Origin of the sequence: Pseudomonas protegens CHA0, from assembly GCF_000397205.1 — a bacterium.
Lineage (GTDB): Bacteria > Pseudomonadota > Gammaproteobacteria > Pseudomonadales > Pseudomonadaceae > Aquipseudomonas > Aquipseudomonas protegens.
This window is the reverse complement of the sequence record NC_021237.1, coordinates 37,840-63,599: the sequence shown is the minus strand read 5'-3', so window position 1 is coordinate 63,599 and position 25,760 is coordinate 37,840. Positions and strand designations below refer to the sequence as shown.

The following is a 25,760-nucleotide window of genomic DNA, read 5'->3' as shown; positions in this document are numbered from 1 at the left end:
CTAGCCACCGTTCTTGGCGGCAACCGCCACCGGTGGATGACGCGCGGTGATATCGAACAGCGTGTAAGCCAGCGTCAGGTGCTTCACATCCTTGGGCATGTCACGGTCAACGATGAAACGCACCGGCATCTCGATCTTCTCGCCCGGCTGCAGCACCTGCTGGGTAAAGCAGAAGCACTCGGTCTTGTGGAAATACATGGCCGCGCTGCTGGGGGAGATGCTCGGGATCGCCTGGGCGCTCATCGGGTGGTCGCTGGGGTTGCGGGCGATGAAGATCATCTCGTTCACCGCCCCCGGATGGACCACGATGTCATCGGACTTGGGATAGAAATCCCAGACCATGTCGATGGCATTGGTGGACAGGAACTGCACCCGCACCTGGCGCGATACATCCACCTGCTGCCCCTGGTCCGCATACTGCCCACCGGTCTTGCCGTTGATCCCCAGGGCCTTGCACATCACGTCGTAGATCGGCACCAGGGCAAAACCGAAGACGAACATCGCCACCACCACCAGCAACAGGCGGGTCACCAGTTTCTTCAGCGTTACCTCGGCCATCTCAACGTCCTCCCAAGCCTGTAGGAGCCGGCTTGCCGGCGAAGCGGGCACCACCCTCTGGCGCCTTCGCGAGCGAGCTCGCTCCTACAGCACAGATGTTCATTTCACTTCCGGCGGGGTGACAAAGGTGTGGTACGGCGCCGGCGAGGGAATACTCCACTCCAGGCCTTCGGCACCTTCCCAGGGTTTGGCCGGAGCCGCTTTGCCGCCGCGGATGCACTTGATGACGATGAACAGGAAGAAGATCTGCGTCGCACCGAAAGTGAAGGCACCGATGGAGGACACCATGTTGAAGTCGGCGAACTGCAGGTTGTAGTCCGGGATCCGCCGCGGCATGCCCGCCAGCCCCACGAAGTGCATGGGGAAGAACGCCATGTTCATGCCGACGAAGGACAGCCAGAAGTGCAGCTTGCCCAGGGTCTCGTCGTACATGTGCCCGGTCCACTTGGGCAGCCAGTAGTAGGCCGAGGCGAAGATCCCGAAGATCGCCCCCGGCACCAGTACGTAGTGGAAGTGCGCCACCACGAAGTAGGTGTCCTGGTACTGGAAGTCCGCCGGGGCAATGGCCAGCATCAGCCCGGAGAAACCGCCGATGGTGAACAGGATGACGAAGGCCACCGCGAACAGCATCGGTGTCTCGAAGGTCAGCGAGCCCTGCCACATGGTACTCACCCAGTTGAACACCTTGACTCCAGTGGGCACGGCGATCAGCAGGGTGGCGTACATGAAGAACAGCTCGCCCACCAGCGGGATGCCCACCACGAACATGTGGTGCGCCCAGACGATGAACGACAGGAAGGCGATCGCCCCGGTGGCATAGACCATCGAGGTGTAGCCGAACAGTGGCTTGCGGCTGAAGGTGGGGATGATCGAGCTGACCGCGCCGAAGGCCGGCAGGATCATGATGTACACCTCGGGGTGGCCGAAGAACCAGAACACGTGCTGGAACAACACCGGGTCACCGCCGCCGGCTGCACTGAAGAAGCTGGTGCCGAAATGGATGTCCATCAGCATCATGGTCACCACCCCGGCCAGTACCGGCATCACCGCAATCAGCAGGAAGGCGGTGATCAGCCAGGTCCAGACGAACAGTGGCATCTTCATCAGGGTCATGCCCGGGGCTCGCAGGTTGAGGATGGTGGCGATCACGTTGATCGCGCCCATGATCGAGCTGACGCCCATCAAGTGGATGGCGAAGATGAAGAAGGTCACGCTTTCCGGGGCGTAGGTGGTGGACAAGGGGGCATAGAAGGTCCAGCCGAAGTTCGGCCCGCCGCCGGGCATGAACAGGGTCGAGATCAGCAACAGGAAGGCCGCCGGCAGCAGCCAGAAGCTGAAGTTGTTCATCCGCGGCAGGGCCATGTCCGGCGCGCCGATCATCAACGGGATCATCCAGTTGGCCAGGCCGACGAAGGCCGGCATCACCGCACCGAAGACCATCACCAGGCCATGCATGGTGGTCATCTGGTTGAAGAACGCCGGCTCGACGATCTGCAGCCCGGGCTGGAACAGTTCGGCACGGATCACCATGGCGAACGAGCCGCCCAGCAGGAACATGCAGAAGCTGAACCACAGGTACAGGGTGCCGATGTCCTTGTGGTTGGTGGTCAGTACCCAGCGCATCAGGCCCTTGGCCGGGCCATGGGCGTGGTCATCATGGCCGGCGTGGCCGTGGTCATCGATCACAGCACTCATGTCCTGTCTCCTGCGAGCGAATGGACTGGATGATCGGCGGCGAAACGCCGCGACCGGTTGCGCACATACCCCATGAGCCGGCTCATTTGCTTTCCGCCTGCTTCAGCGCCAGGACTTCCTTGGGCGTCACCATGTCGCCCTTGTTGTTGCCCCAGGCGTTGCGTTCGTAGGTGACGACGGCGGCGATGTCGACTTCCGACAGCTGCTTGCCGAAGGCGGCCATGGCGGTGCCCGGCTTGCCGTGGAACACCAGGCTCAGGTGAGCCTCCTTGGGACCGGTAGCGATCTTCGAGCCCTTGAGGGCCGGGAACATCGGCGGCAGGCCCTGGCCTTCCGCCTGGTGACAGGCAACGCAGGTGGTGTGGTAGATCTTGTCACCGCGGGCCACCAACTCGTCGAGGGTCCATTCCTTGCTGGTCAGCTCCTTGAGCTTGGCCGCCTCGGCCTTGCGCTCGCCCATCCAGGTGTCGTAGTCGGCCTGGCTCTTGACCTCCACCACGATCGGCATGAAGCCGTGGTCCTTGCCGCACAGCTCGGCGCACTGGCCACGGTAGATGCCGGGCTTGTCGACCCGGGTCCAGGCTTCGTTGACGAAACCCGGGATAGCATCGCGCTTGACCGCGAAGGCCGGCACCCACCAGGAGTGGATGACGTCGGCGGCGGTCACCAGAAAGCGCACCTTGGCGCCCACCGGCAGTACCAGCGGCTGGTCGACCTCCAGCAGGTAGTGCTCGCCCTTGGTGCTCTGGTTGTGGATCTGGTCGGCGGGGGTGGCCAGGTTGCTGAAGAACTCCACGTCCTGGCCGAGGTATTTGTAGTGCCACTTCCACTGGTAGCCGGTGATCTGGATATCCACGTCCGGCTCGCTGGTGTCGTACATCTTGATCAGCGTCGCCGTGGCAGGCACGGCCATGGCCACCAGGATCAGGAAGGGAATGATGGTCCAGAGGATTTCCACCGTGGTGCTTTCGTGGAATTTGGCCGGGACCTGGCCAACGGAACGGCGGTGAACGATCATCGACCAGAACATCGCACCGAAGACGATGACGCCGATCACCACACAGATCCAGAAGATGGTCATGTGCAGGTCGAATACCGCGTGGCTTATCTCGGTCGCCCCAGGCGTCATATTCACGGTCCAGGCGGCTTGCGCCTGGCTGAATACCGACCACAACAGGAGGCCCATCCAGACATGTGGATGTCGCATCATTGCGGGTTCCCCTTATCGTTCTTGTTATCCCGCCGGCTTAACACCTGCGGCAAGGGAGCGGCTGCCTAGACTACGAACTTAAACCGGCCGAGCCTTCGCTGCATTTGCAGTCGGGCATCATCAGCTAACTTCATACAAGGGCGAGTATAGACAGCGACTCCCACCTCGCAACGCGAGGGCGTAAATCAACTGAAACACTAATAAGGAGGTTTGCAGGCCACGGCGGGAAAGGGATCGAGTGCCCTGGATGGCGAAACGATATAACCGTGGTGACTAAGCATGAAATAATTATGACAAATGCGTCTTAAGCGCTTTTGTAAGCAGGCTAACTTATGTTCTCCCTATTCAATTGCCCTTGTTCCCTGGAGTTTTCATGAACACCGCCGCATTGCGCGAGCAGATCAAACTGGCCCAGCAGCACGAAGCCAGTACCGGCCTCCTGACCCGTCAGTTGGAGAGCCAATTGCCTCACCTGCACCCTGCCATCCAGCTGCCCGAAGTCGACGCCAAGGGCGTCATGACCCGTTTTGTCAGCGCCTATATCGACCAGGTTCCAGACCTTCTGGACGCCGCCAACTCTGTAGCCCGGGAAGCCGGCATCGAGTCGCAGATCAAGCCGGTGCTGAAGATCGCCGAGCAATTCTTCCTCCAGCCGCCGGCCATCATGGATGGCCACGTCGGCCTCGACGGCCTGCTGGATGAAGCCTATCTGGCCCACCGTCTGGTGGAAGAGGTCAACGACCTGTACATCAAGCATTTCGGCCGTCCGCTGATCCCCCTGGACATGACTGTCGCCAACCTCATCGCCCACCAACTGATCGGCGAAACCTTCGCCAACCAGCTGGACGAAGCGGTGCACCACGCCGTCGACGCCATGCTCGACGAAGAAAGCTTCGCCCTGGAGTCGGTGGAAGCCTACCGCGAGAAACTCAGCAGCCCGGACACCGAGGCCGCCTGGAAACGCTGGCCTTGCCTGTCACGCCAACTGGGCGTGGAACTGGAACTCGACCAGCCCGCCGCCTGACCCATTCCTCGCCAGCAAGGCTCGCAGCGAGCCTTGTGGCGAAGGGCCTGGCTCGCCCAAGCCCCTCCCGCCCACCCGGCGATTCAACCTCTCGCCGCAGCCGCCCCCACGCCGCTGGTGGTGGTCAACCGGCCCTCCAGGCGCCGCTTCAAGCCCCGCGTTTCGATCACCAGCCGCGAGCCCTTGGCACTGTTGGCCCGATTCCAGTCTTCCAGCAACTCCAGGCACGCATGGTCGATATAACTGAGGTTGCTGAGGGGCACATGCACAGTGGTGGCCGGGGGAATCGTCGCCAGTACCCGAGTCAGGGCCGGCACCTTGAGAAAGGTCGCAGCGCCGACCAGACGCAACTCCATCTCGCCTTCCTCTGCCAGGTCGATCAGGCTGATCTTCAAGCGCGACGCCTTGAACGCCAGCTTGGCCAGGGTCAGGGCAAAGCCGATCAGTACCCCGGTCAGCAGGTCGCTGAAGACAATCGCCAGGGCCGTCACCGCGTAAGTCAGCATCGGCATGCGCCCGTAGCGCCCCAGGCCGCGAAAGACCTTGAGGTCCACCAGCTTGACGCCGGTGTAGACCAGCACCCCCGCCAGGCTCGCCACCGGAATGCTCTGCAGCACGCTGGACAGCACCAGCACGAAACCCAGCAGCCACAGGCCATGGAAAATCGTCGAATAACGGGTCTGGGCCCCGGCCTGGACATTGGCCGAGCTGCGCACGATGACCCCGGTCATGGGCAGGGCACCCAGCAGACCGCAGAGCATGTTGCCCACGCCCTGGGCCGACAGTTCACGGTCGAAGTCCGAGCGCTGGCCGCTGTGCATGCGATCCACCGCGGCGGCGGACAGCAGGGTTTCGGCACTGGCGATAAAGGCCACGGCGAAGGCGGCGATCAGCAGGTTGGGGTCCGCCAGATTGAGCAGGTCGGCGGGGCGCAGCCAGTCGATGGCCTCGGCCAGGTTGGCCGGCACCTCGACGCGCTTCACCGGCAGCGCCAGCAGCAGGCTGGCCAGGGTCGCCAGCCCGACACCGAGCAGGGCACCGGGGATGAACCGCAGCGCCTGGGGCCGCCACTTGTCCCAGCCCCACATCACCGCGATGGTCGCCAACCCCAGCAAGCCAGCCTGCCACCCCAGGCTCGGCAAGGCCTGCGCCAGAGCCTGGGGAAAGCCCACAAGGTTATCCAGGCCCGAGGCCTGGGGCGCGGCATCGAGCATCACATGCACCTGGGACAGCACGATCAGCACGCCGATGCCCGCCAGCATGCCGTAGACCACCGCTGGCGCCGTGACCCGGAACCAGCAACCCAGGCGCAGGCGCCCGGCCAGCAATTGCAGCAGCCCGGCCAGCAGCAGGATCGGCCCGAGCATGGCCACCCCATGCTGGCGCACCAGCTCGAACACCAGCACCGCCAGCCCGGCCGCCGGCCCGCTGACCTGCAAGGGCGAGCCCGCCAGCCAGCCCACCACCAGGCCACCGATGATCCCGGTGATCAGGCCCTTGGCCGGCGGCAGGCCCGAGGCAATGGCGATCCCCATGCACAGGGGCAGGGCCACCAGAAACACCACCACCGAAGCCAGCAGCTCCCGTGGCAGGACACTTTTCAACTGTGCTGCACGCATGACAGTTCTCCCGACTTTTCTTCAGGCGTGGCAAAGCCGGGCCGCCAGATGGCAGCCCTGGCTACAACCACTCAGGGGGATTGAGGTGGGATCAGAAACGCGCTTTAGGCGTCGCTACCGGGATCGGGTGGCTGCCATCCAGAGGCAGGAAACAACCCTTGTCGGCGTCGTAGGCCTTGATCGAGCTGGTCTCGATGTCATAGACCCAGCCATGGATGAACAACTGGCCGTTGGCCATGCGCGAGGCCACGGAAGGATGGGTGCGCAGGTGCTGCAGTTGAGCAATGACGTTCTCTTCGGTCAGCACATGCATGCTGGAGGATTCGTCGGCGCAATCGCAGTTCTCGTGGACCATGGTCCGCGCCACTTCGGCGTGGCGCAGCCAGGCCTTGACCGTGGGCATTTTCTCCAGGCTCTGCGGGTTGAGTACCGCGCGCATGGCGCCGCAATCCGAGTGCCCGCAGACGATGATGTGATGCACCCCCAGGGCCAGCACCGCGTACTCGATCGCCGTGGAGACACCACCGTTCATCTGCCCGTAGGGCGGCACTACGTTGCCCACGTTGCGGGTCACGAACAGATCGCCCGGGGAGCTCTGGGTGATCAGCTCGGGAACGATGCGCGAGTCGGCGCAGGCAATGAACATCGCCCGCGGCCGCTGAGCGGTGGCGAGTTTCTTGAACAGCTCTTCCTGCTGCGGGAAGACTTCATGATGAAAATGCAAAAAGCCGTCAACGATGTGCTGCAGCGCTGCATCGGCGGTCTCGGCGACTTCTGTGGGTGCCGGAGCCGACGCAGCCAACGGCTGTTTATCCTTGTCACTCATGATTCATCCTCTCTGTCGGATTTGGTGAATTTTCCAGAAATATCCGGCACGACGCCAGCCATCGATAAAAAAACCACCGACCCGCTGGCGGCGACCCGTAGGTCACTCGATGAACAAGGTAGCCATGAATACTTAACTCAAACTGAACGGAAGGCTCTAGAACGCCACTATGAGCGATGGCAAAAGGCGACCAGAGTACCTCGGGAACGCTGCGCCCACTACTCAACGATAGGCCAATGCCGCTCACAACAACGACATCTGCCCGCCCGGCGGACAGAAGGCTGAACAGTCGAGATCGAAACCCTCGCGACGGTTGAGCCCCAGACGCTTGAGCGCCTTGGCAAAACGCTGGGCCAGCAGATCGGCGAAGGGCCCTTCACCGCGCATGCGGGCGCCAAAACGGCTGTCGTAGAGCTCACCGCCACGGCTCTGGCGGATCAGGCTGAGCACATGGGCCGCCCTTTGCGGGTAATGCGCCGCCAGCCACTCCTCGAACAGCGGCGCCACTTCCAGGGGCAGGCGCAGCATCATGTAGGCCGCGCTCTGCGCCCCTGCGGCATGGGCCTCGCTGAGCAGGCTTTCCAGCTCGCTGTCGTTGATCATCGGGATCATCGGCGAACACAGCACGCCCACCGGGATGCCCGCCCCGCGCATCACCCGGATGGCCCGCAAGCGCGCCTTGGGCGCCGCCGCCCGGGGCTCGAGAATGCGCTTCAACTCATCGTCCAAAGTGGTCAGGCTGATCATCACCGCCACCAGGCGCTGGCGCGCCAGCTCGCTCAGCAGGTCCAGGTCCCGGAGGATCAACGAGCCCTTGGTGACGATGGTCACCGGGTGTCGATAGCGCAGCAGCACCTCCAGGGTGCGCCGGGTCAACTGCTGTTCGCGCTCGATGGGCTGGTAGGGATCGGTATTGGACCCCAGGTTGATCGGTGCGCAGCGATAGCCGGGCTTGGACAGTTGCTGCTCCAGCAAGGCCGCGGTGTTGCTCTTGGCGATCAGCTTGGTTTCGAAATCCAGCCCCGGGGACAGGTCCCAATAGGCGTGGCTGGGCCGCGCGTAGCAATAGATGCAACCGTGCTCGCAACCGCGATAGGGGTTGATGGAGCGGTCGAAGGGCAGGTCCGGCGAACTGTTGCGGGTGATGATCGACTTGGCCGTTTCAAAGCGCACCTCGGTGCCCTGGGTCAACGGCACTTCCTGGTACCAGCCATCATCCTCGGCCACCGAACGATTGGGCGCAAAACGGTTGTGCGGATTGCTCGCGGTACCGCGACCACGGGGAGGCAGGGGGTTGAACATGGAAGCACTCCATAACTGTATGCACATACAGTAATGGAGCTGGAATTACCTGACCAGCACCGTCGGACCGAAACCCACCCCTGCCAGCGGACGTTCCCCAGTGCGACACAAGGCGTCTCGTATCCTTGGCCGACAAGCCGGCTACTGCGGGCGTGTGGCGTTAGGGTATAAGGCAGGCTCAAAGAACAGGAGCACAAGCATGCCCAGGACACCCGGCACGCTGGAAAAGATTTTCTACGCCGCAGAGGCCTACCTCCCCAGCTACGAACAAGGTGCCGACCTGATCATTGTCAGGGCCCCCGACGGGCAGTTGTGGGGAGTGGCCTGCGAATTCGAGCTGTGCACCCAGGACATCGAAAAGGCCACTGTGAGCGGCCAGCAACCTTTCGATGAAGCGGACCCGAAGTTCGCCGAGGTGCGCTGGAGCCCCTGCCACGACGGCATCGGCCTGCTCCCCGCAAGCTGGCAAGACCTGATGACCGCCGGGCTGGCGGACTGCATTGCCGGCTATCAACTGGAAAGCCGCCTGGGCATCCAGCGCTTCACCCAGGGCTGAACGGCCATCCCGGGCCGGCGCCCGCAGCGAGCGCCGGCCTTGGGGTTAGTGGCTGGTGACCTGCCCCAGGTCGTCGTTGGAGGTGCTCTGCAAGTCGCCGTTGCGCAGCGCCGCCACATCCCCGGGCTTCACCGCCGAGGCCTGGTTGCCCCAGCTGCTGCGGATGAAGTTGACCACATCGGCCACCTCCTGATCCGACAGGCGCCAGGCGAAGGCCGGCATGGTGAAGGTCGAAGGCGCGCTGTGGGTCGCTGGCAAGGTGCCGCCCTTGAGCACGATATGGATCAGCGAGGTGGCATCCGCCGATTGCAGCACGGGGTTGCCCGCCAGCGCCGGGAACACCCGGGTGTAGCCGTGGCCGTCGGTGCGGTGGCAGGCCGCGCAGTTGTCGATGTACACCGCCGCGCCCGGCTTGCTGTCGTCACCGTTCCACAGGGCCTGGGCCACTTGCTTGTCGTACTGGTGCGGCTGGTCCTTGGGGTCATTGGCCGGCAGGGACTTGAGATAGCGGGCAATCGCCGTCAGGTCTGCGTCGGTCATGTACTGCATGCTGTGGACCACCACATCGCTCATGCCGCCGAACACCGCGCTGCGATCACTGCGACCGGTCTTGAGGAACTGCACCAGTTGCTCTTCGCTCCAGCTGCCCAGGCCATCCTTGTGATCGCCACGCAGGCTCTTGGCGATCCAGCCCTCCAGCGGCGCGCTGCCAGACAGGAAGTCGCTGCCATCGCTGGCGCTCAGGGCCTTCTCCTGCATGGTCAGGGCCCGTGGCGTGTGGCAGGCGCCGCAGTGGCCCAGGCCTTCCACCAGGTAGGCACCACGGCTGATCACCGGATCGCTGCCAGCCGCAGGTGCCGGGGTCTCCACGCTCGGGGCGAACATCCAGCGCCAGATGGACAACGGCCAGCGCATGCTCAGGGGCCAGGGAATGTCACTGTCCTGGTTGTCCCGGGCCACCGGTGCCACGCCCTTCATGAAGTAGGCATACAGCGCCTGCATGTCGGCGTCGCTGACTCGGGCGTAGGAGGGAAATGGCATGGCCGGGTACAGGGTGCTGCCGCCCTTGGCCACGCCATGGCGCACGGCTTTGTCGAAGTCCTCGAAGCTGTAGTCGCCGATGCCGGTCTTGTCCGGGGTGATGTTGGTGGAATAGATCACGCCGATGGGGGTCTCCATCGGCAGCCCGCCGGCGAACGGCTTGCCGTCCTTGGCGGTATGGCAGGCTACGCAGTCACCGGCGCGGGCCAGGTATTCGCCCTGTTGCACCAGGGCTTGCTGATCCGCTTCGGCAGCATTGGCGGCTGCGCTGCCCAGCAGCGCCAGGGTGGCGATAACGAGTGCTTTCATGGTCATCGCTCCTTATGCCTGAACCAGCGGGCCGGGGTTTTTCAGGTACTGCTCGCGGATCGCCCGGGCCGACCAGTAGGTCAACGCTGCCACCAGGCCGGTAGGGTTGTAGCCCAGGCCTTGAGGGAAGGCCGAAGCCCCGGGCACGAAGACGTTGTGCACGTCCCAGCTTTGCAGGTAGCGGTTCAGGGCGCTGGTCTTGGGGTCGGTGCCCATGATCGCGCCGCCGTTCAAGTGGGTGGTCTGGTAGGACGCAGTGTTGAAGTGCTCACCGACCTTCTTGCCCAGCAAGGCAATGGCCTTGGGGTTCATCGCCTCGGCGATCTTGCCCATTTTCTCCACCATGAAGCGGTTCATCTTGATGTCGTTTTCCTGCCAGTCGAAGGTCATCCGCAGCAGGGGCAAGCCGTAGGCATCGCGGTACACCGGGTCCAGATCCAGGTAGTTGCCACGGTAGGACTGATGCGCTCCGTGGGCGTCCATGGAGACCTGATGGGTGTAGTAGTCGGCGGTGGCTTTCTTCCAGGCACTGCCCCAGGCCGGGGTACCCGGCGGGTTGGAGGTGCCGGCGATGGGCCGGCTGCCGGCCTGGTTGACCCACATCGGCGAGCCGCCGACAAAGCCGTGGGGGCCGTGGTCGAAGTTGTCGGCGTTGAAGTCGTCCACCGCCACACCGTTGCCGCCGGCGCCGATGAAGTTGTTGGTGTGCACGTCCTTGTCGAAGTAGGCCTTGATGGTGGCCATGTTCTGGTAGGCGAAATTCTTGCCCACCACGCCTTCGCCGGTGATCGGGTCGTAGGGCTTGCCGATGCCCGACAGCAACATCAGGCGCACGTTGTGGAACTGGAAGGCGCCGAGGATCACCAGGTCCGCCGGCTGCTCGATCTCGCGGCCCTGGCCATCGACGTAGGTGACGCCGGTGGCGCGGGTCTTGCTGCTGTCGAGGTTGACCCTGAGCACGTGGGAATTGGGCCGCAGCTCGAAGTTCGGCAGCGGCTTGAGGGCCGGCAGGATGTTCACGTTGGGCGAGGCCTTGGAGTACATGTAGCAGACGTAGCCGCTGCAGAAGCCGCAAAAGTTGCACGGCCCCATCTGTGCGCCATAGGGGTTGGTGTAAGGCCCCGAGGTATTGGCCGACGGCAGGTTGTAGGGCTTGTAGCCCACCTCATTGGCCGCTTTCTGAAACAGCTGTGCGGAATAGGTGTTCTTCTGCGATTCCAGCGGGAAGTGGTCCGAGCGATCCGGCGCATAAGGGTTGCCGCCCTTGCCGTCGCCCACCAGTTGGCCCTTCACGGTCCAGGCCTGGCCCGAAGTGCCGAAGACCTTTTCCGCGTAGTCGAAGAACGGCTCCAGCTCTTCATAGCTGACGCCGAAGTCCTGGATGGTCATGTCCTTGGGGATGAAGTTCTTACCGTAGCGTTCTTCGTAGTGGCTGCGCATGCGCAGCTCGATGGGGTCGACCCGAAAGTGCACCCCGGACCAGTGCAGGCCGGCGCCGCCCACGCCATTGCCCGGCAGGAAGGCCCCCAGTTGCCGGTTGGGCAGAGCCACGTCGTTGACGCTGTGGCGGATGGTCACCGTCTCTTTGGAAATGTCCTGGAAGAGTTTCTTGCGCACGCTGTAGGTGAGTTCGTCGATCACCTGGGGATAGTTGCCATCCGGGTAGGTGTCCTGCATCGGCCCGCGTTCCAGCGCCAGCACATTGAGCCCGGCCTCGGTCAGTTCCTTGGCCATGATCGCGCCGGTCCAGCCGAAACCGACGATCACTGCGTCGACCTTCTTCATCACTGTTGCCATGCTCAAGCCCTCTCGCCGCGAATCGATACAGCCGGGAAGGGGTATTGCTCGTTGCGTTCCACCCAATCCATGAAATCGGCGCGAGCGCCGGGAAAGCCGATCAGGGTCCAGCCCACCAGGCCTTTATTGCCCCCGTGGATCGGATCGCTGAAGAAGCCTTCCTTAGTGTTCTGCAACAGCAGATTGAAGAAAAGCTTGGCCGGGACCGCGTCGAACTGCGGGGTTCCGGCCTCCAGTTGCTTGAGCAAGTCGTCTCGGGTAGCGCTGTCTTGCGCAGCAAATGTTTGCCCCTTGAGCTCTTTGCACCACGCATCCGTGGCGGCAATGCCCCGGCGATAGATGTCCTTGGGCACCAGTTTGCTCTGCCAGCCCATCTCCGGTGCGGCATCGGCCTTGAACGGGCCTTGCATGTACCACAGGGCGCCAGCGGCGTAGGGGGTATTCATCTGCCGGTCGATGTATTCCGGCACGCCGGCTTCCAGGGCGCCCGGGCCCATTTCATCGGCAGGGATCAGGCGTTCCACCGCGGCCTTGATGAAGGCCCACTCCTCGGCGGTGAAATAGCCCGGCTCATAGCCCTGGCCGCTGCCGGCGGGCTGCTTGCCCGGCGTGGCCGGTGTGGCAGCGGCGGCCGTTTCAGGTGCAGCCGCCAGCAGGGAGCCGCCCAGGCCGGTGCTGGCGACGGTGACCACAGGGATCAAGGTCAGGGATTTACGCAAGAACTCACGCCGCGGGTTGTCTCGATCTTGATCAGACATGGGTGCACCTCATCAGGCATTGATGGATTGGTCAGCCGCGTCATGGCGCGACTTTGTGTTTTGGCAACGCAAAAGGCCGGGAAGACCCGGTTTTATGAACACATCAGCAAACTTTAGTTACAAATGGTAGCAGGCTAAGCATCCAGATGAATCGTTTCAGGCGGAAAAAAGATCAGAAACCGCCGGAAAAAGCGGATCAGCTTCACGATTCTTTGACAGGGGGCTCACGGGGCTTTGACCCCGGCAAATCGATACTGCGCGGCATTGAATCCCCTCATCGGTGATCCCGCGCATGTCGAGCATTCGTTTCATCCCGGCCCTTTGCCTGTCGTTGCTGGCGCTGCTGGCCGGGCCCCAGGTACAAGCCGCAGAGGCCCCCTCCAGCCGCCCGGACCAATGGGCGCAGCCAGTGGAAAAGCAGTACAACCTGTACCAGATGTCCCCGACCCTGTATCGCAGCGCCCTGCCGGACAAAGGCGCGGTGCCGCTGCTGCAGCAGCTCAAGGTGGCAACGGTGATCAACTTCCTGCCGGAATCCGACGCCAGCTGGCTGTCGGCACCGGGCATCAACCAGGTGCAGTTGCCTTATCGCACCAACCATGTGGACGACGCCGATGTGCTCAAGGCCCTGCGCGCGATCCAGAGCGCCGAAGCCCAGGGCCCGGTGCTGATGCACTGCAAGCATGGTTCGGACCGCACCGGCCTGATGTCGGCCATGTACCGGGTGGTGATCCAGGGTTGGAGCAAAGAAGAAGCGCTGAATGAAATGACCCAGGGTGGGTACGGCGACAGTTCACACTTCAAGGATGGCATTCGCTACATGATGCAGGCCGATGTCGACAAACTGCGCACCGCCCTGGCCAATGGCGATTGCAGCACCAGCGTATTCGCCACCTGTTCGGTGAAGAGCTGGTTCGAGACGGTGAGCGCGACCAGGCCGCTGAGCAACTGAGCGCCACACCCTGTGTACGAGCGAGCCTGCTTGCGAAAACCCAGGGATCGAAAGAAGGGCGGCGAATCGCTTCGCCGGCAAGCCGGCTCCTGGAGGGGAGCAGGCTTTTTACTGCGGGGTCAGTCAGTCTTTTTCTTCAACTTGGGGTTGGGGAAAAACTGCACCGATTGCACCTTGATGTCCGCCACCTTGGGCGTCGCGCTGTTGACCCGGGTCCCGAGTTCCTTGGGCACCGACAGCCCCTGTTCGTTGAGGGTGTCGGAGTAGCCACAGGCCACGCACTCGCGATGAGGCACATCGTCCTCACTCCACATCATCAGCTTGTCCTGCTCACTGCACGCCGGGCATACCGCCCCGGCGATAAAGCGTTTCTTGGTCTTCACGGGTGCGTCACTCATGCTGCCGCGTCCTCGCTGAGGCCGCTGTGGCGCAAGAGTGCGTCAATCGACGGCGCCCGTCCGCGGAAATCGACGAACAGCACCATAGGCTCCTGGGAGCCGCCACGGGCCAGGATCGCCTCGCGGAACGCACGCCCGGTGGCCGAATTGAGCACACCCTCTTCCTCGAACCTGGAGAAGGCGTCGGCCGACAGCACTTCCGCCCACTTGTAGCTGTAGTACCCCGCGGCGTAACCGCCGGCGAAGATGTGCGCGAAGCTGTTGGGGAAGCGGTTGTAGGCCGGCGGGCGCATCACCGAGACTTCGTCGCGCACGGTTTCCAGCACTTGCAGCACGCTGCGGCCGTCGCCGTGGGTGGCGTGCAGTTCGAAGTCGAACAGGGAAAATTCCAGCTGGCGCACCATCATCAGCCCGGACTGGAAGTTCTTCGCCGCCAGCATCTTCTGCAGCAGGTCCTGGGGCAGCGGTTCGCCGCTTTCATAGTGGCCGGAGATCAGTGCCAGGCCTTCCGGCTCCCAGCACCAGTTTTCCATGAACTGGCTCGGCAGCTCGACGGCGTCCCAGGCCACGCCGTTGATCCCGGACACTCCGGCGTGCTCGACCCGGGTCAGCAGGTGGTGCAGGCCGTGGCCGAATTCGTGGAACAGGGTGGTGACTTCATCGTGGGTCAGCAAGGCCGGCTTGCCGCTGACCGCCGGGGTGAAGTTGCACACCAGGTTGGCTACCGGGCTTTGCAATACCCCGTCCAGCGTGCGACGGCGATCGCGGGCACCGTCCATCCAGGCACCGCCGCGCTTGTTGGCGCGGGCATAGAGGTCGAAGAAGAGGCGGCCGACGTGCTGGCCGTTTTCCTTGATCTCGAACAGGCGCACGTCCGGGTGCCAGGTATCGAAACCTTTCTGCTCGGCGATCTCGATGCCGTACAGGCGCTGGACAATGGCGAACAGCCCGCTCAGCACCTTGTCGATGGGGAAATAGGCGCGCAGGGCTTCCTGGGAAACGCTGTAGCGCTGCTCACGCAGCTTCTCGCCGTAGAAACCGCTGTCCCAGCTTTGCAGGTCGGGGCAACCCTGTTCGGCGGCGTAGGCCTTGAGCTGCTCCAGGTCCTGGGCGGCAAACGGCTTGCTGCGCTTGGCCAGGTCCCGCAGGAAGCTCAGCACCTGGTCGCTGGACTCGGCCATCTTGGTGGCCAGGCTCAACTCGGAGAAGCTGGCGAAACCCAGGAGCTTGGCCAACTCCTGACGCAGGTCGAGGATTTCTTCCATCACCGGACCGTTGTCGTTCTGACCGGCGTTAGGGCCCTGGTCCGACGCGCGGGTGCTGTAGGCGGCATAGACTTCTTCGCGCAGGGCACGGTCCTGGGCGTAGGTCATCACTGCGTAGTAGCTGGGGAATTCCAGGGTGATCAGCCAGCCTTCCAGGTCCTTGGCCTGGGCGGCGGCTGCCATTTGCGCCTTGGCCGAGTCGGTCAGGCCGGCCAGGGCGGCTTCATCGGTGATGTGCTTGGTCCAGGCCTGGGTGGCATCCAGCAGTTGGTTGGAGAACCGGCTGCCCAGCTCGGAAAGCTTGCTCTGCACCTCGGCATAACGCTTTTGCTGCTCGGGCGGCAGGTCGATGCCCGACAGGCGGAAGTCCCGCAGGGAGTGTTCGAGGATAGTCTTCTGCGCCACGTCGAAACCGGCGGCTTCCGGGCTCTTGGCCAGGGCGTCGAAGGCCTGGAACAGCTCGCGGTTCTGGCCCATTTCCGTGGAATAGGCGCTCAGGGCCGGCAGGCAGGCCTCGTAGGCTTCACGCAGTTCGGCGCTGTTGCACACTGCGTTGAGGTGGCTGACCGGGCTCCAGGCAGCGCCCAGGCGATCATTGAGCTCGTCCATGGCCAGCACCAGGCCAGCCCAGGTCGGCTGGGTGGCTTGGGTCTTGAGGATGTCAGCGATGGCGGCGCGGTTGTCAGCCAGGATCTGTTCGATGGCCGGTTGCACATGCTCGGCGCGGATCGCCGAGAACGGCGGCAGGTCGTAGGGCTGCAGAAGAGGGTTGTTCACACTCACGGTGGGCACCTTGGCTGGAAGAAACATTGAGCCATCTTAATTACAATCGACGCCCACCGCAGCTATAGCCCCCATTAATAAATCTCAGAGAGGCATTCGCACTTGGCCATTCGCAGATACCAGAACCACACCCCGAACCTGGGCGAGCGGGCCTTTGTCGACCACTCGGCGGTGGTCATCGGCGACGTGGAAATCGGCGCCGACAGCTCGGTCTGGCCGCTGACCGTGATCCGCGGCGACATGCACCGCATCCGCATCGGCGCGCGCACCAGCGTGCAGGACGCCAGCGTTCTGCACATCACCCACGCCGGCCCGTTCAACCCCGACGGCTTCCCGCTGCTGATCGGCGACGACGTGACCATCGCCCACAAGGTCATGCTCCACGGTTGCAGCATCGGCAGCCGGGTGCTGATCGGCATGGGCAGCATTGTCATGGACGGCGCGGTGGTGGAGGACGATGTGATAGTCGGCGCCGGCAGCCTGGTGCCGCCGGGCAAGCGCCTGGAAAACGGCTTTCTCTATGTGGGCAGCCCGGTGAAGCAGGCGCGCCCGCTGACCGACAAGGAGCGCGCCTTCTTCACCTACAGCGCCGCCAACTACGTGAAGCTCAAGGACCTGCACCTGGCCGAAGGCTACGACCGGCCCTGACCCCCCTTGCACAGCCCAGGAATCCCCATGCATTACCAAACCGTACTGTTCGACCTCGACGGCACCCTCACCGACCCTCGCGAGGGCATCACCCGTTCGATCCAGTTCGCCCTGGGCAAACTGGGCATCGACGAGCCGGACCTGAGCAAACTGGAGCACTTCATCGGCCCGCCGCTGTTGCAGGCCTTCATGCAGTTCTACGGCTTCGACGAGGCCCGAGCCTGGGAAGCGGTGAACTTCTATCGCGAACGCTTCAAGGTCACCGGCCTGTATGAAAACCGCGTCTTCGATGGCGTCACGCCGCTGCTGGAAACCCTCGGCGGGCAAGGGCGGCAACTGTACATCGCGACCTCCAAGCCCTGGGTCTTCGCCCGGGAGATCGCCCGTCACTTCGACTTCGCCAAGCACTTCAAGGTGATCTACGGCAGCGAACTGGACGGCACCCGCACCGACAAGGTGGAGCTGATCGCCCATCTGCTGGAGCAGGAGCAACTCGACCCTGCCAGCACATTGATGATCGGCGACCGCAAGCACGACCTGATCGGCGCCAGGCGCAACGGGCTGGACGCGGCGGCGGTGGGTTATGGCTTTGGCAGCCATGAGGAATTGACTGCCGAAGCCCCGGCCTATCACTTCCAGACCCTGGGCGAGCTGCACCAGGCGTTTTTGCCGCGTTAAGGCACAGGCTTCGCCGGCAAGCCGGCTGCTACAGGCCCGAAGCAGGAGCCGGCGCGAGGGCGACGGTGTCCTGCAACCGGATCAGGGCCGCCTTGCGCTCCTCGGCCGGCAAACGTCCCAGCGTCTCCACGGCGGCGAAGAATGCCGGCCAGTCCCCCTTCACCTGCCTGAACAAGGCGGCAAACGCCGGCACCCATTGGTCATACAGGCCGAAGGGCAGCAGCCGGGCGTTGTTCAGCGGAGTGTTGATCCAGGCGTCATAGCGCTTGGAACCGGCCCACTGGCTGTCGCGCAACTGCCGATACTCGCTGCGCATGCGCTCGAACTCCGCGGCCTTGCGCTGGCGCATCTGCTCGGCGGGCAAGGGCAGGGCATACAGCTGCTCCAGGCGCTTGCGGGTATCGAGCACCAGCTGGGTGAACTGGTCACGCTGGCGCAACTCGCCGTCGCTCAATGGCGCCAGCCCGCGATAGGCGCGCCACTGGCGGGTGCCTTCCTGCTCGACGAAGGTGGCGTAGGACTCGTTGAACTCGGTGTCGTCCTTCACATAGAAGCGCTGGTGCGCCAGCTCGTGGAAGATCAGGGTCGCGAGGCGCTCGTCGCCCCAGTGCATCATCGAACTGATGATCGGGTCGTCGAACCAGCCCAGGGTGGAATAGGCCTCGACCCCGCCGATCGCCACGTCCATGCCCTTCAACTGCTGCAACGCCGCCTCGCCCCGGGCCGCGCCCTGGCTGTAATAGCCGCGGTAAGCCACGCAACCGGCAATGGGAAAGCAGTGGGTTTGCGGGTTCAGGGAAAACTCCGGGGTGGCGAACACGTTCCACACCACATAGGGCCGCCCGATGTCGACGTACAGCCGATAGCTGCGGTTGTCCGGCAGGTGCAGGTGCTCACTGGCAAAGCGGCGTGCCTGCTGCGACTGGGCCAGATGGGCGCGCAGGCTCGCATCGCGGCTCGGGTCGGCGACGACTTGCGCCACCGGCACACGGGCTCGCAGCAGCTGCAATTGGCCACTGGCCAGCTGGCTGTAATAACCGACGCTGCTGCAACCGTTGAGCAGCAAAAGCATCAGTGCCGGAAACAAAAACCGTAAAAGAGGATCAAGTAACCCATGGCTTGAACACGGCCTAATCAAATCGAATCATCCACAGAGAGTCTGTCCGCAAGACTATCTCGCCAGCCTGGAGTTTCGCCATGCGCGTGTTGTTGTTGACCACCGGCCTGCTGACCCTCGGCGGTTGCGCCGGCCTGCCCGACCCCGACCCGGCCCAGGCCTGGGTCGACCTGGCTCCGCCCCGGAACACCCACCTGCAGGCATTGGAGGTGGACGCCAAGAACATCGATGATCCGCGCTATTTCCAGGTCCAGCCCGGCAGCCATGAACTGACCCTGCGCTACCAGTTCGCCGTGCAACCCAGCAACATCGGGCCAGACGCCGAGCCGCTGTGGCGCGATTGCCAGCTGAACGTGAAATTCAAGGATTTCGGTGCCGGCCAGCGCTACCAGGTACAGGCCGGGAACATCGGTTTCCACCCCTGGGCCAGGCTCTACGACGAGCAGCACACCCTGCTCGACAAAGCCCGGCCGGCAGGCTGCCAGCGCAGTTGAACGGCGCTATGCTGAGGGCCTCTCGCTCACTCGGCCCCAGTCATGCGTCCATTTCTACTGTTTCTCGCCCTTGGCACCCTCAGCGCCTGCACTACGCCCCTGCCGGGCGTCGATCCGCAACAGGCCTGGATCGACCTGGCCACCCCGACGCCCGGGGGCAAGCTGGTCATGGCCGAACGTCTGGACAACCAGCGCCTGGACGACGGGCGCTTCTTCCAGGTCAGCCCCGGCAGCCACGAATTGATGGTGCGCTTCGATTTCGAAGTGTTCGCCGGCGGCATGGGCATGAACAACGATCCCCAGGAGCGCCTGTGCTACCTGAGCCTGCGCTACGACCATTTCCAGGCCGGCCAGCGCTATCGCCTGGAGGCGCGCAACCTGGGGTTCACCCCCAGCGCCCGGCTGTACAACGCCCAGCGCGAAATAGTCGCCGAGGAGCGCATGATCAACTGCGTGCCCTGAGTCGGGTCAGCGATCGTTCTTCTGATAGATGATCTTCCTGGTGCCGTTTTCACAGCTGCCGACCACCATGTTGTTGTCGTGGACCTCGTCGTTGGTAACGATTTCCAGGGTGTAGGAAGGTACGCCCTGGGCCTGGATCTTGGCTTCGATCTCGGCCTTGAGTTCCTCGCAGGGCTTGGGCGCGGCCAGGGCCGATGTGGCCAGCGCACAACTAACAACCGCCAAGGCAAAACGTTTCATGATCTAAAGCTCCCTTGCTGCGGTGCACACGGGGGTGCGCTGAAGCCGCAGTCGCGTATTCGACCACAGGTGCTTGTCCGCCGCACAGGCGCATTCGCCGACAAGCCCGCTCCTACGGACCGTTGCAGGAGCCGGCTTGCCGGCCAAGCAGTTGCCTCAACTCAGCAGCGTCGCATCCAGGCTGATCTTGGCGTTGAGCACCTTGGACACCGGGCACCCTTCCTTGGCCTTCTTGCTCAGCTCATCGAACTGCTGCTGGCTGGCACCGGGGATCTTCGCCTTGAGGATCAGGTGCACCGCGGTAATGGCAAAGCCGCCATCGACCTGGTCCAGGGTCACTTCTGCCTGGGTGTCGATGCTGTCCGCCTTGAGCCCGGCCTCGCCAAGGATCATGGAAAAGGCCATGGAGAAACAGCCCGCGTGGGCCGCGCCAATCAGTTCCTCCGGGTTGGTCCCCTTGCCGCCTTCGAAACGCGCCTTGAAACCGTAGGGCGCCTCACGCAACACGCCGGTTTCGGTCGAGATCGAGCCAATGCCGGTTTTCAGGTCACCTTCCCAGTGCGCCGAGGCTTTCTTTTTGATGCTCATCGCTTTCTCCTCAAGAACCGGTGCGAAAGTTCGCACCCTGATGTTTTTTGTTGCCTAAGGGTTCTGAGGATAGATCCGATGGCAAAGTTCAGCCGTTGTCGCCGATGCCCGTTTACCCGACAAATTCACTCAGGCTATTGAAACTCGGGTATATGCCCACATTGCATAGATCTGACTTACAGACTTCGGCAGGTTTTGGCTCATGACAAAAGCCTGCGCACCCCAAGGAGAAGCAGGCTTATGAAACCGCTGTCCGCTGTTAAATACTCGACCCTCGACCTGGTGCCCGTGCGTGAAAACGGCAGCCCGGGGCAGTCCCTGCGCAACTCCCTGGACCTGGCGCAGCATGTGGAGAAGCTCGGTTACACGCGCTTCTGGGTCGCCGAGCACCACAACATGGACGGTATCGCCAGTTCCGCTACCTCGGTGCTGATCGGCTACCTGGCGGGTGGTACTTCGACCATTCGTGTCGGTTCCGGCGGGGTCATGCTGCCCAACCACGCGCCCCTGGTGATCGCCGAACAGTTCGGCACCCTGGAAAGCCTGTACCCGGGGCGCATCGACCTGGGACTGGGCCGCGCCCCTGGTTCCGACCAGATGACCGCCCGCGCCCTGCGCCGGGAACGTTCCGGCAGCGCCGACGATTTCCCTGAGGACGTGGCCGAACTGATGGCCTACCTGGGCCCGCGTACCCCCGAACAACGGGTGATCGCCATGCCGGGCACCGGCACCAACGTGCCGGTATGGCTGCTGGGCTCCAGCCTGTTCAGTGCACAACTGGCCGGGGAACGGGGCTTGCCTTACGCCTTCGCCTCGCATTTCGCACCGCGCTACCTGCACGAGGCGATTCGCGTCTACCGCAACCACTTCAAGCCTTCGGCGGTGCTCGACAAGCCTTATGTGATGCTTGGCGTGCCGCTGGTGGCAGCCGACACCGACGAACAGGCCGATTACCTGGCGACTTCGGTGTACCAGCGCATCCTGGCGCTGATGCGTGGCCAGAGCCTGGTCCAGCGCAAACCGGTGCAAAGCATGGACGGCCTGTGGCTACCCCATGAGAAGGAAGCGGTCGCCAGCTTCCTCGGCCTGGCGATGGTCGGCAGCCCGGCGAAAATCCGCGCCAAGCTGCAGGTGCTGATCGAGCAGACCGGAGCCGATGAGCTGATCTTCACCTGCGATCTGTACGAACACGCCGATCGGCTGCACTCCTACGAGCTGCTGTCACAGGTGATGAAAGGCTGAAACGACAGGCATGAAAAAGCCGACGTTCTGCGTCGGCTTTTTTTTGACCATCCACAAGGCTCAACCGCGCTTGTAGACAATTTCCTTGGTACCGGCTTCGCAGGAGCCGACTACCTTGCCATCCGCCGCCGCGCCCTTGTCCACCACTTCCAGCGAGTAGTGCGTGGCGCCGTTGGCGTCGATCTTGGCGGCAATCTCGCTCTTGAGTTCTTCGCACGGCTTGCCAGCGGCAAGGGTTGTTCCCGCAAGACTCAACAAAGCAGCAGCTAATACTAGTTTTTTCATCGGTCACATTCCCTGGTCGGATCAAAAGAGGCGGCATTGACGCCTGCCTGACAGAGGCTCAAGACACTTGTAGCGCTTTGCCATTTCCTATGGCACTCGGCCAGCGCACAAGTTCCAGAGCCTAGCTCAAGCCTTCAACTATTGGCAATTCGGAAGCCCACCTTGAGCGTGACCTGAAAATGCGCCGCTTTGCCGTCCTTGATATGGCCCCGGGTTTCAGTCACTTCGAACCATTCCAGGTGCTTGATGCTCTTGTGCGCTTCCGCCAGCGCGTTGTTGATCGCATCTTCGATGCTGTTCGGCGACGAACCCACCAGTTCGACTTTCTTGTAAGTGTGATGATCAGTCATGGCGCTCTCCTTTTTAGCTGTGAATTACAGCCTAGCAGTGATTTTTCTTATTACTTGTGGCGCCTGCGCCCAAGGCTAAGTTCAGATTTTCTGCACTTTCCCAACACGCCGCAGTCGGAACCTACACAGCCCATTCACCACCCTGCAGGAGAGCCGACATGGCCAACACCTCGTTACGCAAAGCCTCACTGGAAAGTATGGAAGCCGAGATCTCCAGCCTGCTCAAATCGCTGGAAAGCCTGAAGGACGATGCGTCCGACGAGTCGCGCAAGACCCTCAAGGCGCTCAAGAGCAATGCCGAAAGCGCGCTGAAGCATTCGCGCAGCCTGCTCAGCGATGCCTATGAAGAAGTCAAAGTGAAAACCCGTGAAACCGGGATCGCGACCCGCGACTATGCCCAGGAACACCCCTGGACCACCGCCGGGGTTGCCGTGGGTGCCATCGGCCTGCTGGCCGCCTATCTGCTGTGCAAGCGCGGCGACTAAAGCTGCTGGCGCAGTTCGTTTTCCAGCCACTGCGCCAATTGCCGGGCGCGCCCATCAGCGGCGCGCTTGGGTAACCACAGCGCCAGTTGCCCCGGGGTGTCGGAAAAACCCCAGGGCGCAACCAGCCTGCCCGCCAGCAAGTCCTCGGCCACCAGCGGCTGCGGGGCAATTGCCACCCCCAGGCCCGCCACGGCCGCCTCCAGCAAATAATACAGATGCTCGAAACCCTGCCCGTACTTCAACGTTTCGGGATTCAGGTCGTTGCGCCGTGCCCAACTGGGCCAGGCCTGGGGGCGGGAAGTAGTGTGCAGCAGGGCCTCGCTGGCCAGGACGCCAGCCGGCGCCTGCCGCAGGCGTGGATAACCGGCATAGCGCGGGCTGAGCACCGGGCCGATGCGTTCGCTGGCCAGTTCATAGACCTGCATGTCCGCCGGCCAGGGCGGCTCGGCAAAGACCAGCAAGGCATCCAGGCCCGGGCGCCGGGGGTCGAGGTCGCCTTCACCGGCCGAAAGGTGCAGGCGCAGGTCCGGCAGGTCGGCGTTCAGGCGCCCCAGGCGCGGGATCAGCCAGCGCGCCAGCAGGCTTCCGGAACAGCCCAGGACAAAGGGCGCATCGGCGCTGCCCTGGGTCAGCTCGGCGCAGACATCCCGCAGGCGCTCGAAGGCCTCGCTGCTGGCATCGCGCAGGCGAATGCCGGCATCTGTGAGTTTAAGGCCACGGCCTTCCTTGACGAAAAGGCTCAGCCCCAGATGTTCTTCAAGCACCTTCAACTGCCGGCTGACCGCGCCGTGGGTGACGTGCAGCTGTTCGGCCGCCTGGCTGACGCTATTGAGCCGGGCAGTGGCTTCGAAGGCCCGCAGGGCATTCAGGGGAGGCAGGTCGCGGCTCATTTTATCTGTGAGTTTTCCTGACAGGTTGCGGCGATCTTATCGGTTTTCAGCATCGGATGTCAGGGGTAGAGTGGGCTCCATTGTGTTTCTACGAAGCGGTCTTTCCACCAGGCCTTCTTTCTCCAAACTTCCCCCGGGAGCGCTGCAATGACCCAGTCCCAATTACGCAATGGCCCTGACGACAACGGCCTGTTCGGCGCATTCGGCGGCCGTTACGTGGCCGAAACCCTGATGCCGCTGATCCTCGACCTGGCCCGCGAATACGAAAAGGCCAAGGAAGATCCCGAATTCCTCAAGGAACTGGCCTACTTCCAGCGCGATTACGTGGGCCGCCCCAGCCCGCTGTACTTCGCCGAACGCCTGACCGAGCACTGCGGCGGCGCCAAGATCTACCTCAAGCGTGAAGAGCTGAACCACACCGGCGCGCACAAGATCAACAACTGCATCGGCCAGATCCTGCTGGCGCGGCGCATGGGCAAGAAACGCATCATCGCCGAGACCGGCGCCGGCATGCATGGCGTGGCCACCGCCACCGTGGCCGCGCGTTTTGGCCTGGATTGCGTGATCTACATGGGCACCACCGACATCGAGCGCCAACAGGCCAACGTATTTCGCATGAAGCTGCTGGGCGCCGAAGTGATCCCGGTGGTGGCCGGCACCGGCACCCTGAAGGACGCGATGAACGAAGCCCTGCGTGACTGGGTGACCAACGTCGACAGCACCTTCTACCTGATCGGCACCGTCGCCGGCCCGCACCCGTACCCGGCCATGGTCCGCGACTTCCAGGCGGTCATCGGCAAGGAGACCCGCGAGCAGATGCAAGCCCAGGAAGGCCGCCTGCCGGACAGCCTGGTGGCGTGCATCGGTGGCGGTTCCAACGCCATGGGCCTGTTTCACCCGTTCCTTGACGACAAGAGCGTCGAGATCATCGGCGTCGAAGCCGCCGGCTACGGCATCGAGACCGGCAAGCATGCCGCCAGCCTCAACGGCGGCGTACCCGGCGTACTGCACGGCAACCGCACCTTCCTGCTGCAGGACGACGATGGCCAGATCATCGACGCCCACTCGATTTCCGCCGGCCTCGACTACCCCGGCATCGGCCCGGAACACGCCTGGTTGCACGATATCGGCCGCGTCGAATACACCTCGGTGACCGACGACGAAGCCCTGGCCGCGTTCCACCAGTGCTGCCGCCTGGAGGGCATCATCCCGGCCCTGGAAAGCGCCCATGCCCTGGCCGAAGTCTTCAAGCGCGCGCCAACCCTGCCCAAGGATCACCTGATGGTGGTCAACCTCTCGGGCCGTGGCGACAAAGACATGCAGACCGTCATGCACCACATGCAACAGTCCCAGCAGGAGAAACACTGATGAGCCGCCTGCAAACCCGCTTCGCACAGCTTAAAGAACAGAATCGCGCCGCCCTGGTAACCTTCGTCACCGCCGGCGACCCGAACTACGACACCTCCCTGGCGATCCTCAAGGGCCTGCCCGCAGCGGGCGCCGACGTGATCGAACTGGGCATGCCCTTCACCGACCCGATGGCCGACGGCCCGGCGATCCAGCTGGCCAACATCCGTGCCCTGGGGGCCAAGCAAAACCTGGCGAAAACCCTGCAGATGGTTCGCGAGTTCCGCGAAGGCAACAGCGACACCCCGCTGGTGCTCATGGGCTACTTCAACCCGATCCACCACTACGGCGTGCCGCGCTTCATCGCCGACGCCAAGGCCGCCGGTGTCGATGGCCTGATCGTGGTGGACATGCCGCCGGAACATAACAGCGAACTGTGCGACCCGGCCCAGGCCGCCGGCATCGACTTCATCCGCCTGACCACACCGACCACCGACGACGCCCGCCTGCCCAAGGTGCTCAACGGCAGCTCCGGTTTCGTCTACTACGTTTCCGTGGCCGGGGTCACCGGTGCCGGTGCCGCCACCCTGGAACACGTGGAAGAAGCCGTGGCCCGCCTGCGTCGCCACACCGACCTGCCCATCAGCATCGGTTTCGGCATCCGTACTCCGGAGCAGGCAGCCGCCATCGCTCGCCTGGCCGACGGCGTGGTAGTGGGCTCGGCGCTGATCGACCACATCGCCAGCGCCGAGTCTGCCGAGCAGGCGGTGGATGGGGTGCTGAGCCTGTGTGCGGCGCTGTCCGAGGGCGTACGTAAGGCCCGCGTCAGCTGAGGGTAAAG

General features: G+C 63.4%; 28 protein-coding genes. 11 read left to right on the top strand and 17 right to left on the bottom strand.

Annotated elements, in window-relative coordinates:
* The 3 genes from PFLCHA0_RS00325 to coxB form a co-directional block, all read right to left on the bottom strand.
* Entirely contained in the window at window positions 1-558 is a 558-nt protein-coding gene (locus tag PFLCHA0_RS00325) for a cytochrome c oxidase assembly protein (RefSeq protein WP_011058451.1), read from the bottom strand.
* Window positions 559-657: 99 nt separating this feature from the next.
* On the bottom strand, window positions 658-2,253 hold the full coding sequence (gene ctaD / locus PFLCHA0_RS00320) for a cytochrome c oxidase subunit I (RefSeq protein WP_011058450.1): 1,596 nt from the start codon (window positions 2,251-2,253) through the stop codon (window positions 658-660).
* 82 nt (window positions 2,254-2,335) lie between these two features.
* The gene (gene coxB, locus PFLCHA0_RS00315; protein ID WP_011058449.1) at window positions 2,336-3,463 is read right to left on the bottom strand and encodes a cytochrome c oxidase subunit II; all 1,128 of its coding nucleotides are present in this window, start codon (window positions 3,461-3,463) and stop codon (window positions 2,336-2,338) included.
* A 373-nt stretch (window positions 3,464-3,836) separates the two neighbouring features.
* Here coxB and PFLCHA0_RS00310 point away from each other — a divergent pair, with 373 nt between their 5' ends.
* Complete coding sequence (locus PFLCHA0_RS00310; protein WP_015633641.1) at window positions 3,837-4,487, top strand: hypothetical protein; 651 nt, start codon at window positions 3,837-3,839, stop codon at window positions 4,485-4,487.
* Between the two features lie 83 nt (window positions 4,488-4,570).
* Here PFLCHA0_RS00310 and PFLCHA0_RS00305 read toward each other — a convergent pair whose 3' ends face one another.
* From PFLCHA0_RS00305 to PFLCHA0_RS00295, 3 genes are all read right to left on the bottom strand, one after another.
* A complete protein-coding gene (locus tag PFLCHA0_RS00305) occupies window positions 4,571-6,106 on the bottom strand; it encodes a SulP family inorganic anion transporter (protein ID WP_015633640.1) in 1,536 nt (511 codons plus the stop codon).
* A 91-nt stretch (window positions 6,107-6,197) separates the two neighbouring features.
* On the bottom strand, window positions 6,198-6,932 hold the full coding sequence (locus PFLCHA0_RS00300) for a carbonic anhydrase (RefSeq protein ID WP_011058446.1): 735 nt from the start codon (window positions 6,930-6,932) through the stop codon (window positions 6,198-6,200).
* A 243-nt stretch (window positions 6,933-7,175) separates the two neighbouring features.
* On the bottom strand, window positions 7,176-8,234 hold the full coding sequence (locus PFLCHA0_RS00295; protein ID WP_011058445.1) for a PA0069 family radical SAM protein: 1,059 nt from the start codon (window positions 8,232-8,234) through the stop codon (window positions 7,176-7,178).
* A 199-nt stretch (window positions 8,235-8,433) separates the two neighbouring features.
* Here PFLCHA0_RS00295 and PFLCHA0_RS00290 point away from each other — a divergent pair, with 199 nt between their 5' ends.
* Window positions 8,434-8,790 carry a hypothetical protein gene (locus PFLCHA0_RS00290; protein ID WP_015633639.1) on the top strand — a complete coding sequence of 119 codons (357 nt, stop codon included), beginning with the start codon at window positions 8,434-8,436 and terminating at the stop codon, window positions 8,788-8,790.
* A 45-nt stretch (window positions 8,791-8,835) separates the two neighbouring features.
* Here PFLCHA0_RS00290 and PFLCHA0_RS00285 read toward each other — a convergent pair whose 3' ends face one another.
* Genes PFLCHA0_RS00285 through PFLCHA0_RS00275 form a run of 3 tightly spaced genes read right to left on the bottom strand, consistent with a single transcriptional unit; the run spans window position 8,836 to window position 12,695 of the window.
* Window positions 8,836-10,140, bottom strand: a complete 1,305-nt coding sequence (locus PFLCHA0_RS00285) for a cytochrome c (RefSeq protein WP_015633638.1) — start codon at window positions 10,138-10,140, stop codon at window positions 8,836-8,838.
* Window positions 10,141-10,152: 12 nt separating this feature from the next.
* Window positions 10,153-11,937, bottom strand: coding sequence for a GMC family oxidoreductase (locus PFLCHA0_RS00280; protein ID WP_015633637.1), 1,785 nt, complete (start codon window positions 11,935-11,937; stop codon window positions 10,153-10,155).
* Between the two features lie 2 nt (window positions 11,938-11,939).
* On the bottom strand, window positions 11,940-12,695 hold the full coding sequence (locus tag PFLCHA0_RS00275; RefSeq protein ID WP_015633636.1) for a gluconate 2-dehydrogenase subunit 3 family protein: 756 nt from the start codon (window positions 12,693-12,695) through the stop codon (window positions 11,940-11,942).
* Between the two features lie 292 nt (window positions 12,696-12,987).
* Between PFLCHA0_RS00275 and PFLCHA0_RS00270 the strand changes: the two genes are divergently transcribed.
* Complete coding sequence (locus PFLCHA0_RS00270) at window positions 12,988-13,647, top strand: phosphatase domain-containing protein (protein WP_015633635.1); 660 nt, start codon at window positions 12,988-12,990, stop codon at window positions 13,645-13,647.
* Between the two features lie 119 nt (window positions 13,648-13,766).
* On the opposite strand, the gene PFLCHA0_RS00265 is transcribed toward PFLCHA0_RS00270, so the two are convergent.
* Complete coding sequence (locus PFLCHA0_RS00265; protein ID WP_011058440.1) at window positions 13,767-14,045, bottom strand: YheV family putative zinc ribbon protein; 279 nt, start codon at window positions 14,043-14,045, stop codon at window positions 13,767-13,769.
* Window positions 14,042-16,120 carry an oligopeptidase A gene (gene prlC / locus PFLCHA0_RS00260; RefSeq protein WP_015633634.1) on the bottom strand — a complete coding sequence of 693 codons (2,079 nt, stop codon included), beginning with the start codon at window positions 16,118-16,120 and terminating at the stop codon, window positions 14,042-14,044. Before prlC ends, PFLCHA0_RS00265 begins: the two co-directional genes overlap by 4 nt.
* 75 nt (window positions 16,121-16,195) lie before the next feature.
* On the opposite strand from prlC, the gene PFLCHA0_RS00255 reads away from it, so the two are divergent.
* Both PFLCHA0_RS00255 and PFLCHA0_RS00250 read left to right on the top strand, forming a co-directional pair.
* On the top strand, window positions 16,196-16,741 hold the full coding sequence (locus PFLCHA0_RS00255) for a gamma carbonic anhydrase family protein (RefSeq protein WP_015633633.1): 546 nt from the start codon (window positions 16,196-16,198) through the stop codon (window positions 16,739-16,741).
* A gap of 27 nt (window positions 16,742-16,768) precedes the next feature.
* On the top strand, window positions 16,769-17,419 hold the full coding sequence (locus PFLCHA0_RS00250) for an HAD family hydrolase (RefSeq protein WP_011058437.1): 651 nt from the start codon (window positions 16,769-16,771) through the stop codon (window positions 17,417-17,419).
* Between the two features lie 28 nt (window positions 17,420-17,447).
* Here the strand turns inward: PFLCHA0_RS00250 and PFLCHA0_RS00245 are convergent, their stop codons facing one another.
* Window positions 17,448-18,557 carry an aminopeptidase gene (locus PFLCHA0_RS00245; RefSeq protein WP_041751892.1) on the bottom strand — a complete coding sequence of 370 codons (1,110 nt, stop codon included), beginning with the start codon at window positions 18,555-18,557 and terminating at the stop codon, window positions 17,448-17,450.
* Between the two features lie 59 nt (window positions 18,558-18,616).
* Here PFLCHA0_RS00245 and PFLCHA0_RS00240 point away from each other — a divergent pair, with 59 nt between their 5' ends.
* Both PFLCHA0_RS00240 and PFLCHA0_RS00235 read left to right on the top strand, forming a co-directional pair.
* Window positions 18,617-19,030: a PA0061/PA0062 family lipoprotein gene (locus tag PFLCHA0_RS00240; RefSeq protein WP_015633631.1), complete on the top strand. Its 414-nt coding sequence runs from the start codon at window positions 18,617-18,619 to the stop codon at window positions 19,028-19,030.
* A gap of 42 nt (window positions 19,031-19,072) precedes the next feature.
* Window positions 19,073-19,492: a PA0061/PA0062 family lipoprotein gene (locus PFLCHA0_RS00235; RefSeq protein WP_011058434.1), complete on the top strand. Its 420-nt coding sequence runs from the start codon at window positions 19,073-19,075 to the stop codon at window positions 19,490-19,492.
* 6 nt (window positions 19,493-19,498) lie between these two features.
* Here the strand turns inward: PFLCHA0_RS00235 and PFLCHA0_RS00230 are convergent, their stop codons facing one another.
* Together PFLCHA0_RS00230 and PFLCHA0_RS00225 are read right to left on the bottom strand one after the other, a co-directional pair.
* Window positions 19,499-19,732, bottom strand: coding sequence for a DUF1161 domain-containing protein (locus PFLCHA0_RS00230; RefSeq protein WP_011058433.1), 234 nt, complete (start codon window positions 19,730-19,732; stop codon window positions 19,499-19,501).
* Between the two features lie 156 nt (window positions 19,733-19,888).
* Window positions 19,889-20,320 carry an OsmC family protein gene (locus tag PFLCHA0_RS00225; protein ID WP_011058432.1) on the bottom strand — a complete coding sequence of 144 codons (432 nt, stop codon included), beginning with the start codon at window positions 20,318-20,320 and terminating at the stop codon, window positions 19,889-19,891.
* Between the two features lie 240 nt (window positions 20,321-20,560).
* Between PFLCHA0_RS00225 and PFLCHA0_RS00220 the strand changes: the two genes are divergently transcribed.
* Entirely contained in the window at window positions 20,561-21,562 is a 1,002-nt protein-coding gene (locus tag PFLCHA0_RS00220) for an LLM class flavin-dependent oxidoreductase (RefSeq protein ID WP_015633630.1), read from the top strand.
* 60 nt (window positions 21,563-21,622) lie between these two features.
* On the opposite strand, the gene PFLCHA0_RS00215 is transcribed toward PFLCHA0_RS00220, so the two are convergent.
* Both PFLCHA0_RS00215 and PFLCHA0_RS00210 read right to left on the bottom strand, forming a co-directional pair.
* Window positions 21,623-21,847, bottom strand: coding sequence for a DUF1161 domain-containing protein (locus PFLCHA0_RS00215; RefSeq protein ID WP_015633629.1), 225 nt, complete (start codon window positions 21,845-21,847; stop codon window positions 21,623-21,625).
* 134 nt (window positions 21,848-21,981) lie between these two features.
* Window positions 21,982-22,197 carry a dodecin gene (locus PFLCHA0_RS00210; RefSeq protein ID WP_011058429.1) on the bottom strand — a complete coding sequence of 72 codons (216 nt, stop codon included), beginning with the start codon at window positions 22,195-22,197 and terminating at the stop codon, window positions 21,982-21,984.
* Between the two features lie 158 nt (window positions 22,198-22,355).
* Between PFLCHA0_RS00210 and PFLCHA0_RS00205 the strand changes: the two genes are divergently transcribed.
* On the top strand, window positions 22,356-22,682 hold the full coding sequence (locus tag PFLCHA0_RS00205) for an ElaB/YgaM/YqjD family protein (RefSeq protein WP_011058428.1): 327 nt from the start codon (window positions 22,356-22,358) through the stop codon (window positions 22,680-22,682).
* On the opposite strand, the gene PFLCHA0_RS00200 is transcribed toward PFLCHA0_RS00205, so the two are convergent.
* A complete protein-coding gene (locus PFLCHA0_RS00200) occupies window positions 22,679-23,572 on the bottom strand; it encodes a LysR family transcriptional regulator (RefSeq protein ID WP_011058427.1) in 894 nt (297 codons plus the stop codon). The two genes, PFLCHA0_RS00205 and PFLCHA0_RS00200, sit on opposite strands and share 4 nt — an antisense overlap.
* Window positions 23,573-23,719: 147 nt before the next feature.
* On the opposite strand from PFLCHA0_RS00200, the gene trpB reads away from it, so the two are divergent.
* Both trpB and trpA read left to right on the top strand, forming a co-directional pair.
* Entirely contained in the window at window positions 23,720-24,940 is a 1,221-nt protein-coding gene (trpB, locus tag PFLCHA0_RS00195; RefSeq protein WP_015633628.1) for a tryptophan synthase subunit beta, read from the top strand.
* Window positions 24,940-25,752 (top strand): tryptophan synthase subunit alpha, encoded by an 813-nt coding sequence (gene trpA / locus PFLCHA0_RS00190; protein WP_015633627.1) that lies wholly within the window; start codon window positions 24,940-24,942, stop codon window positions 25,750-25,752. Before trpB ends, trpA begins: the two co-directional genes overlap by 1 nt.
* Window positions 25,753-25,760 lie beyond the last annotated feature (8 nt).

Excerpts from the sequence above, each read along its gene's own strand:
- PFLCHA0_RS00250 (WP_011058437.1), top strand. The coding sequence starts at position 16,769 with ATGCATTACCAAACCGTACTGTTCGACCTCGACGGCACCCTCACCGAC.
- PFLCHA0_RS00310 (WP_015633641.1), top strand. The coding sequence starts at position 3,837 with ATGAACACCGCCGCATTGCGCGAGCAGATCAAACTGGCCCAGCAGCAC.
- PFLCHA0_RS00290 (WP_015633639.1), top strand. The coding sequence starts at position 8,434 with ATGCCCAGGACACCCGGCACGCTGGAAAAGATTTTCTACGCCGCAGAG.
- PFLCHA0_RS00230 (WP_011058433.1), bottom strand. The coding sequence starts at position 19,732 with ATGAAACGTTTTGCCTTGGCGGTTGTTAGTTGTGCGCTGGCCACATCG.
- PFLCHA0_RS00280 (WP_015633637.1), bottom strand. The coding sequence starts at position 11,937 with ATGGCAACAGTGATGAAGAAGGTCGACGCAGTGATCGTCGGTTTCGGC.
- ctaD (WP_011058450.1), bottom strand. The coding sequence starts at position 2,253 with ATGAGTGCTGTGATCGATGACCACGGCCACGCCGGCCATGATGACCAC.
- PFLCHA0_RS00295 (WP_011058445.1), bottom strand. The coding sequence starts at position 8,234 with ATGTTCAACCCCCTGCCTCCCCGTGGTCGCGGTACCGCGAGCAATCCG.
- prlC (WP_015633634.1), bottom strand. The coding sequence starts at position 16,120 with ATGTTTCTTCCAGCCAAGGTGCCCACCGTGAGTGTGAACAACCCTCTT.
- PFLCHA0_RS00220 (WP_015633630.1), top strand. The coding sequence starts at position 20,561 with ATGAAACCGCTGTCCGCTGTTAAATACTCGACCCTCGACCTGGTGCCC.
- PFLCHA0_RS00200 (WP_011058427.1), bottom strand. The coding sequence starts at position 23,572 with ATGAGCCGCGACCTGCCTCCCCTGAATGCCCTGCGGGCCTTCGAAGCC.
- PFLCHA0_RS00275 (WP_015633636.1), bottom strand. The coding sequence starts at position 12,695 with ATGTCTGATCAAGATCGAGACAACCCGCGGCGTGAGTTCTTGCGTAAA.
- PFLCHA0_RS00205 (WP_011058428.1), top strand. The coding sequence starts at position 22,356 with ATGGCCAACACCTCGTTACGCAAAGCCTCACTGGAAAGTATGGAAGCC.
- PFLCHA0_RS00240 (WP_015633631.1), top strand. The coding sequence starts at position 18,617 with ATGCGCGTGTTGTTGTTGACCACCGGCCTGCTGACCCTCGGCGGTTGC.
- PFLCHA0_RS00235 (WP_011058434.1), top strand. The coding sequence starts at position 19,073 with ATGCGTCCATTTCTACTGTTTCTCGCCCTTGGCACCCTCAGCGCCTGC.
- PFLCHA0_RS00225 (WP_011058432.1), bottom strand. The coding sequence starts at position 20,320 with ATGAGCATCAAAAAGAAAGCCTCGGCGCACTGGGAAGGTGACCTGAAA.
- coxB (WP_011058449.1), bottom strand. The coding sequence starts at position 3,463 with ATGATGCGACATCCACATGTCTGGATGGGCCTCCTGTTGTGGTCGGTA.
- PFLCHA0_RS00300 (WP_011058446.1), bottom strand. The coding sequence starts at position 6,932 with ATGAGTGACAAGGATAAACAGCCGTTGGCTGCGTCGGCTCCGGCACCC.
- trpB (WP_015633628.1), top strand. The coding sequence starts at position 23,720 with ATGACCCAGTCCCAATTACGCAATGGCCCTGACGACAACGGCCTGTTC.
- PFLCHA0_RS00265 (WP_011058440.1), bottom strand. The coding sequence starts at position 14,045 with ATGAGTGACGCACCCGTGAAGACCAAGAAACGCTTTATCGCCGGGGCG.
- PFLCHA0_RS00215 (WP_015633629.1), bottom strand. The coding sequence starts at position 21,847 with ATGAAAAAACTAGTATTAGCTGCTGCTTTGTTGAGTCTTGCGGGAACA.
- PFLCHA0_RS00305 (WP_015633640.1), bottom strand. The coding sequence starts at position 6,106 with ATGCGTGCAGCACAGTTGAAAAGTGTCCTGCCACGGGAGCTGCTGGCT.
- PFLCHA0_RS00285 (WP_015633638.1), bottom strand. The coding sequence starts at position 10,140 with ATGAAAGCACTCGTTATCGCCACCCTGGCGCTGCTGGGCAGCGCAGCC.
- trpA (WP_015633627.1), top strand. The coding sequence starts at position 24,940 with ATGAGCCGCCTGCAAACCCGCTTCGCACAGCTTAAAGAACAGAATCGC.
- PFLCHA0_RS00210 (WP_011058429.1), bottom strand. The coding sequence starts at position 22,197 with ATGACTGATCATCACACTTACAAGAAAGTCGAACTGGTGGGTTCGTCG.
- PFLCHA0_RS00270 (WP_015633635.1), top strand. The coding sequence starts at position 12,988 with ATGTCGAGCATTCGTTTCATCCCGGCCCTTTGCCTGTCGTTGCTGGCG.
- PFLCHA0_RS00325 (WP_011058451.1), bottom strand. The coding sequence starts at position 558 with ATGGCCGAGGTAACGCTGAAGAAACTGGTGACCCGCCTGTTGCTGGTG.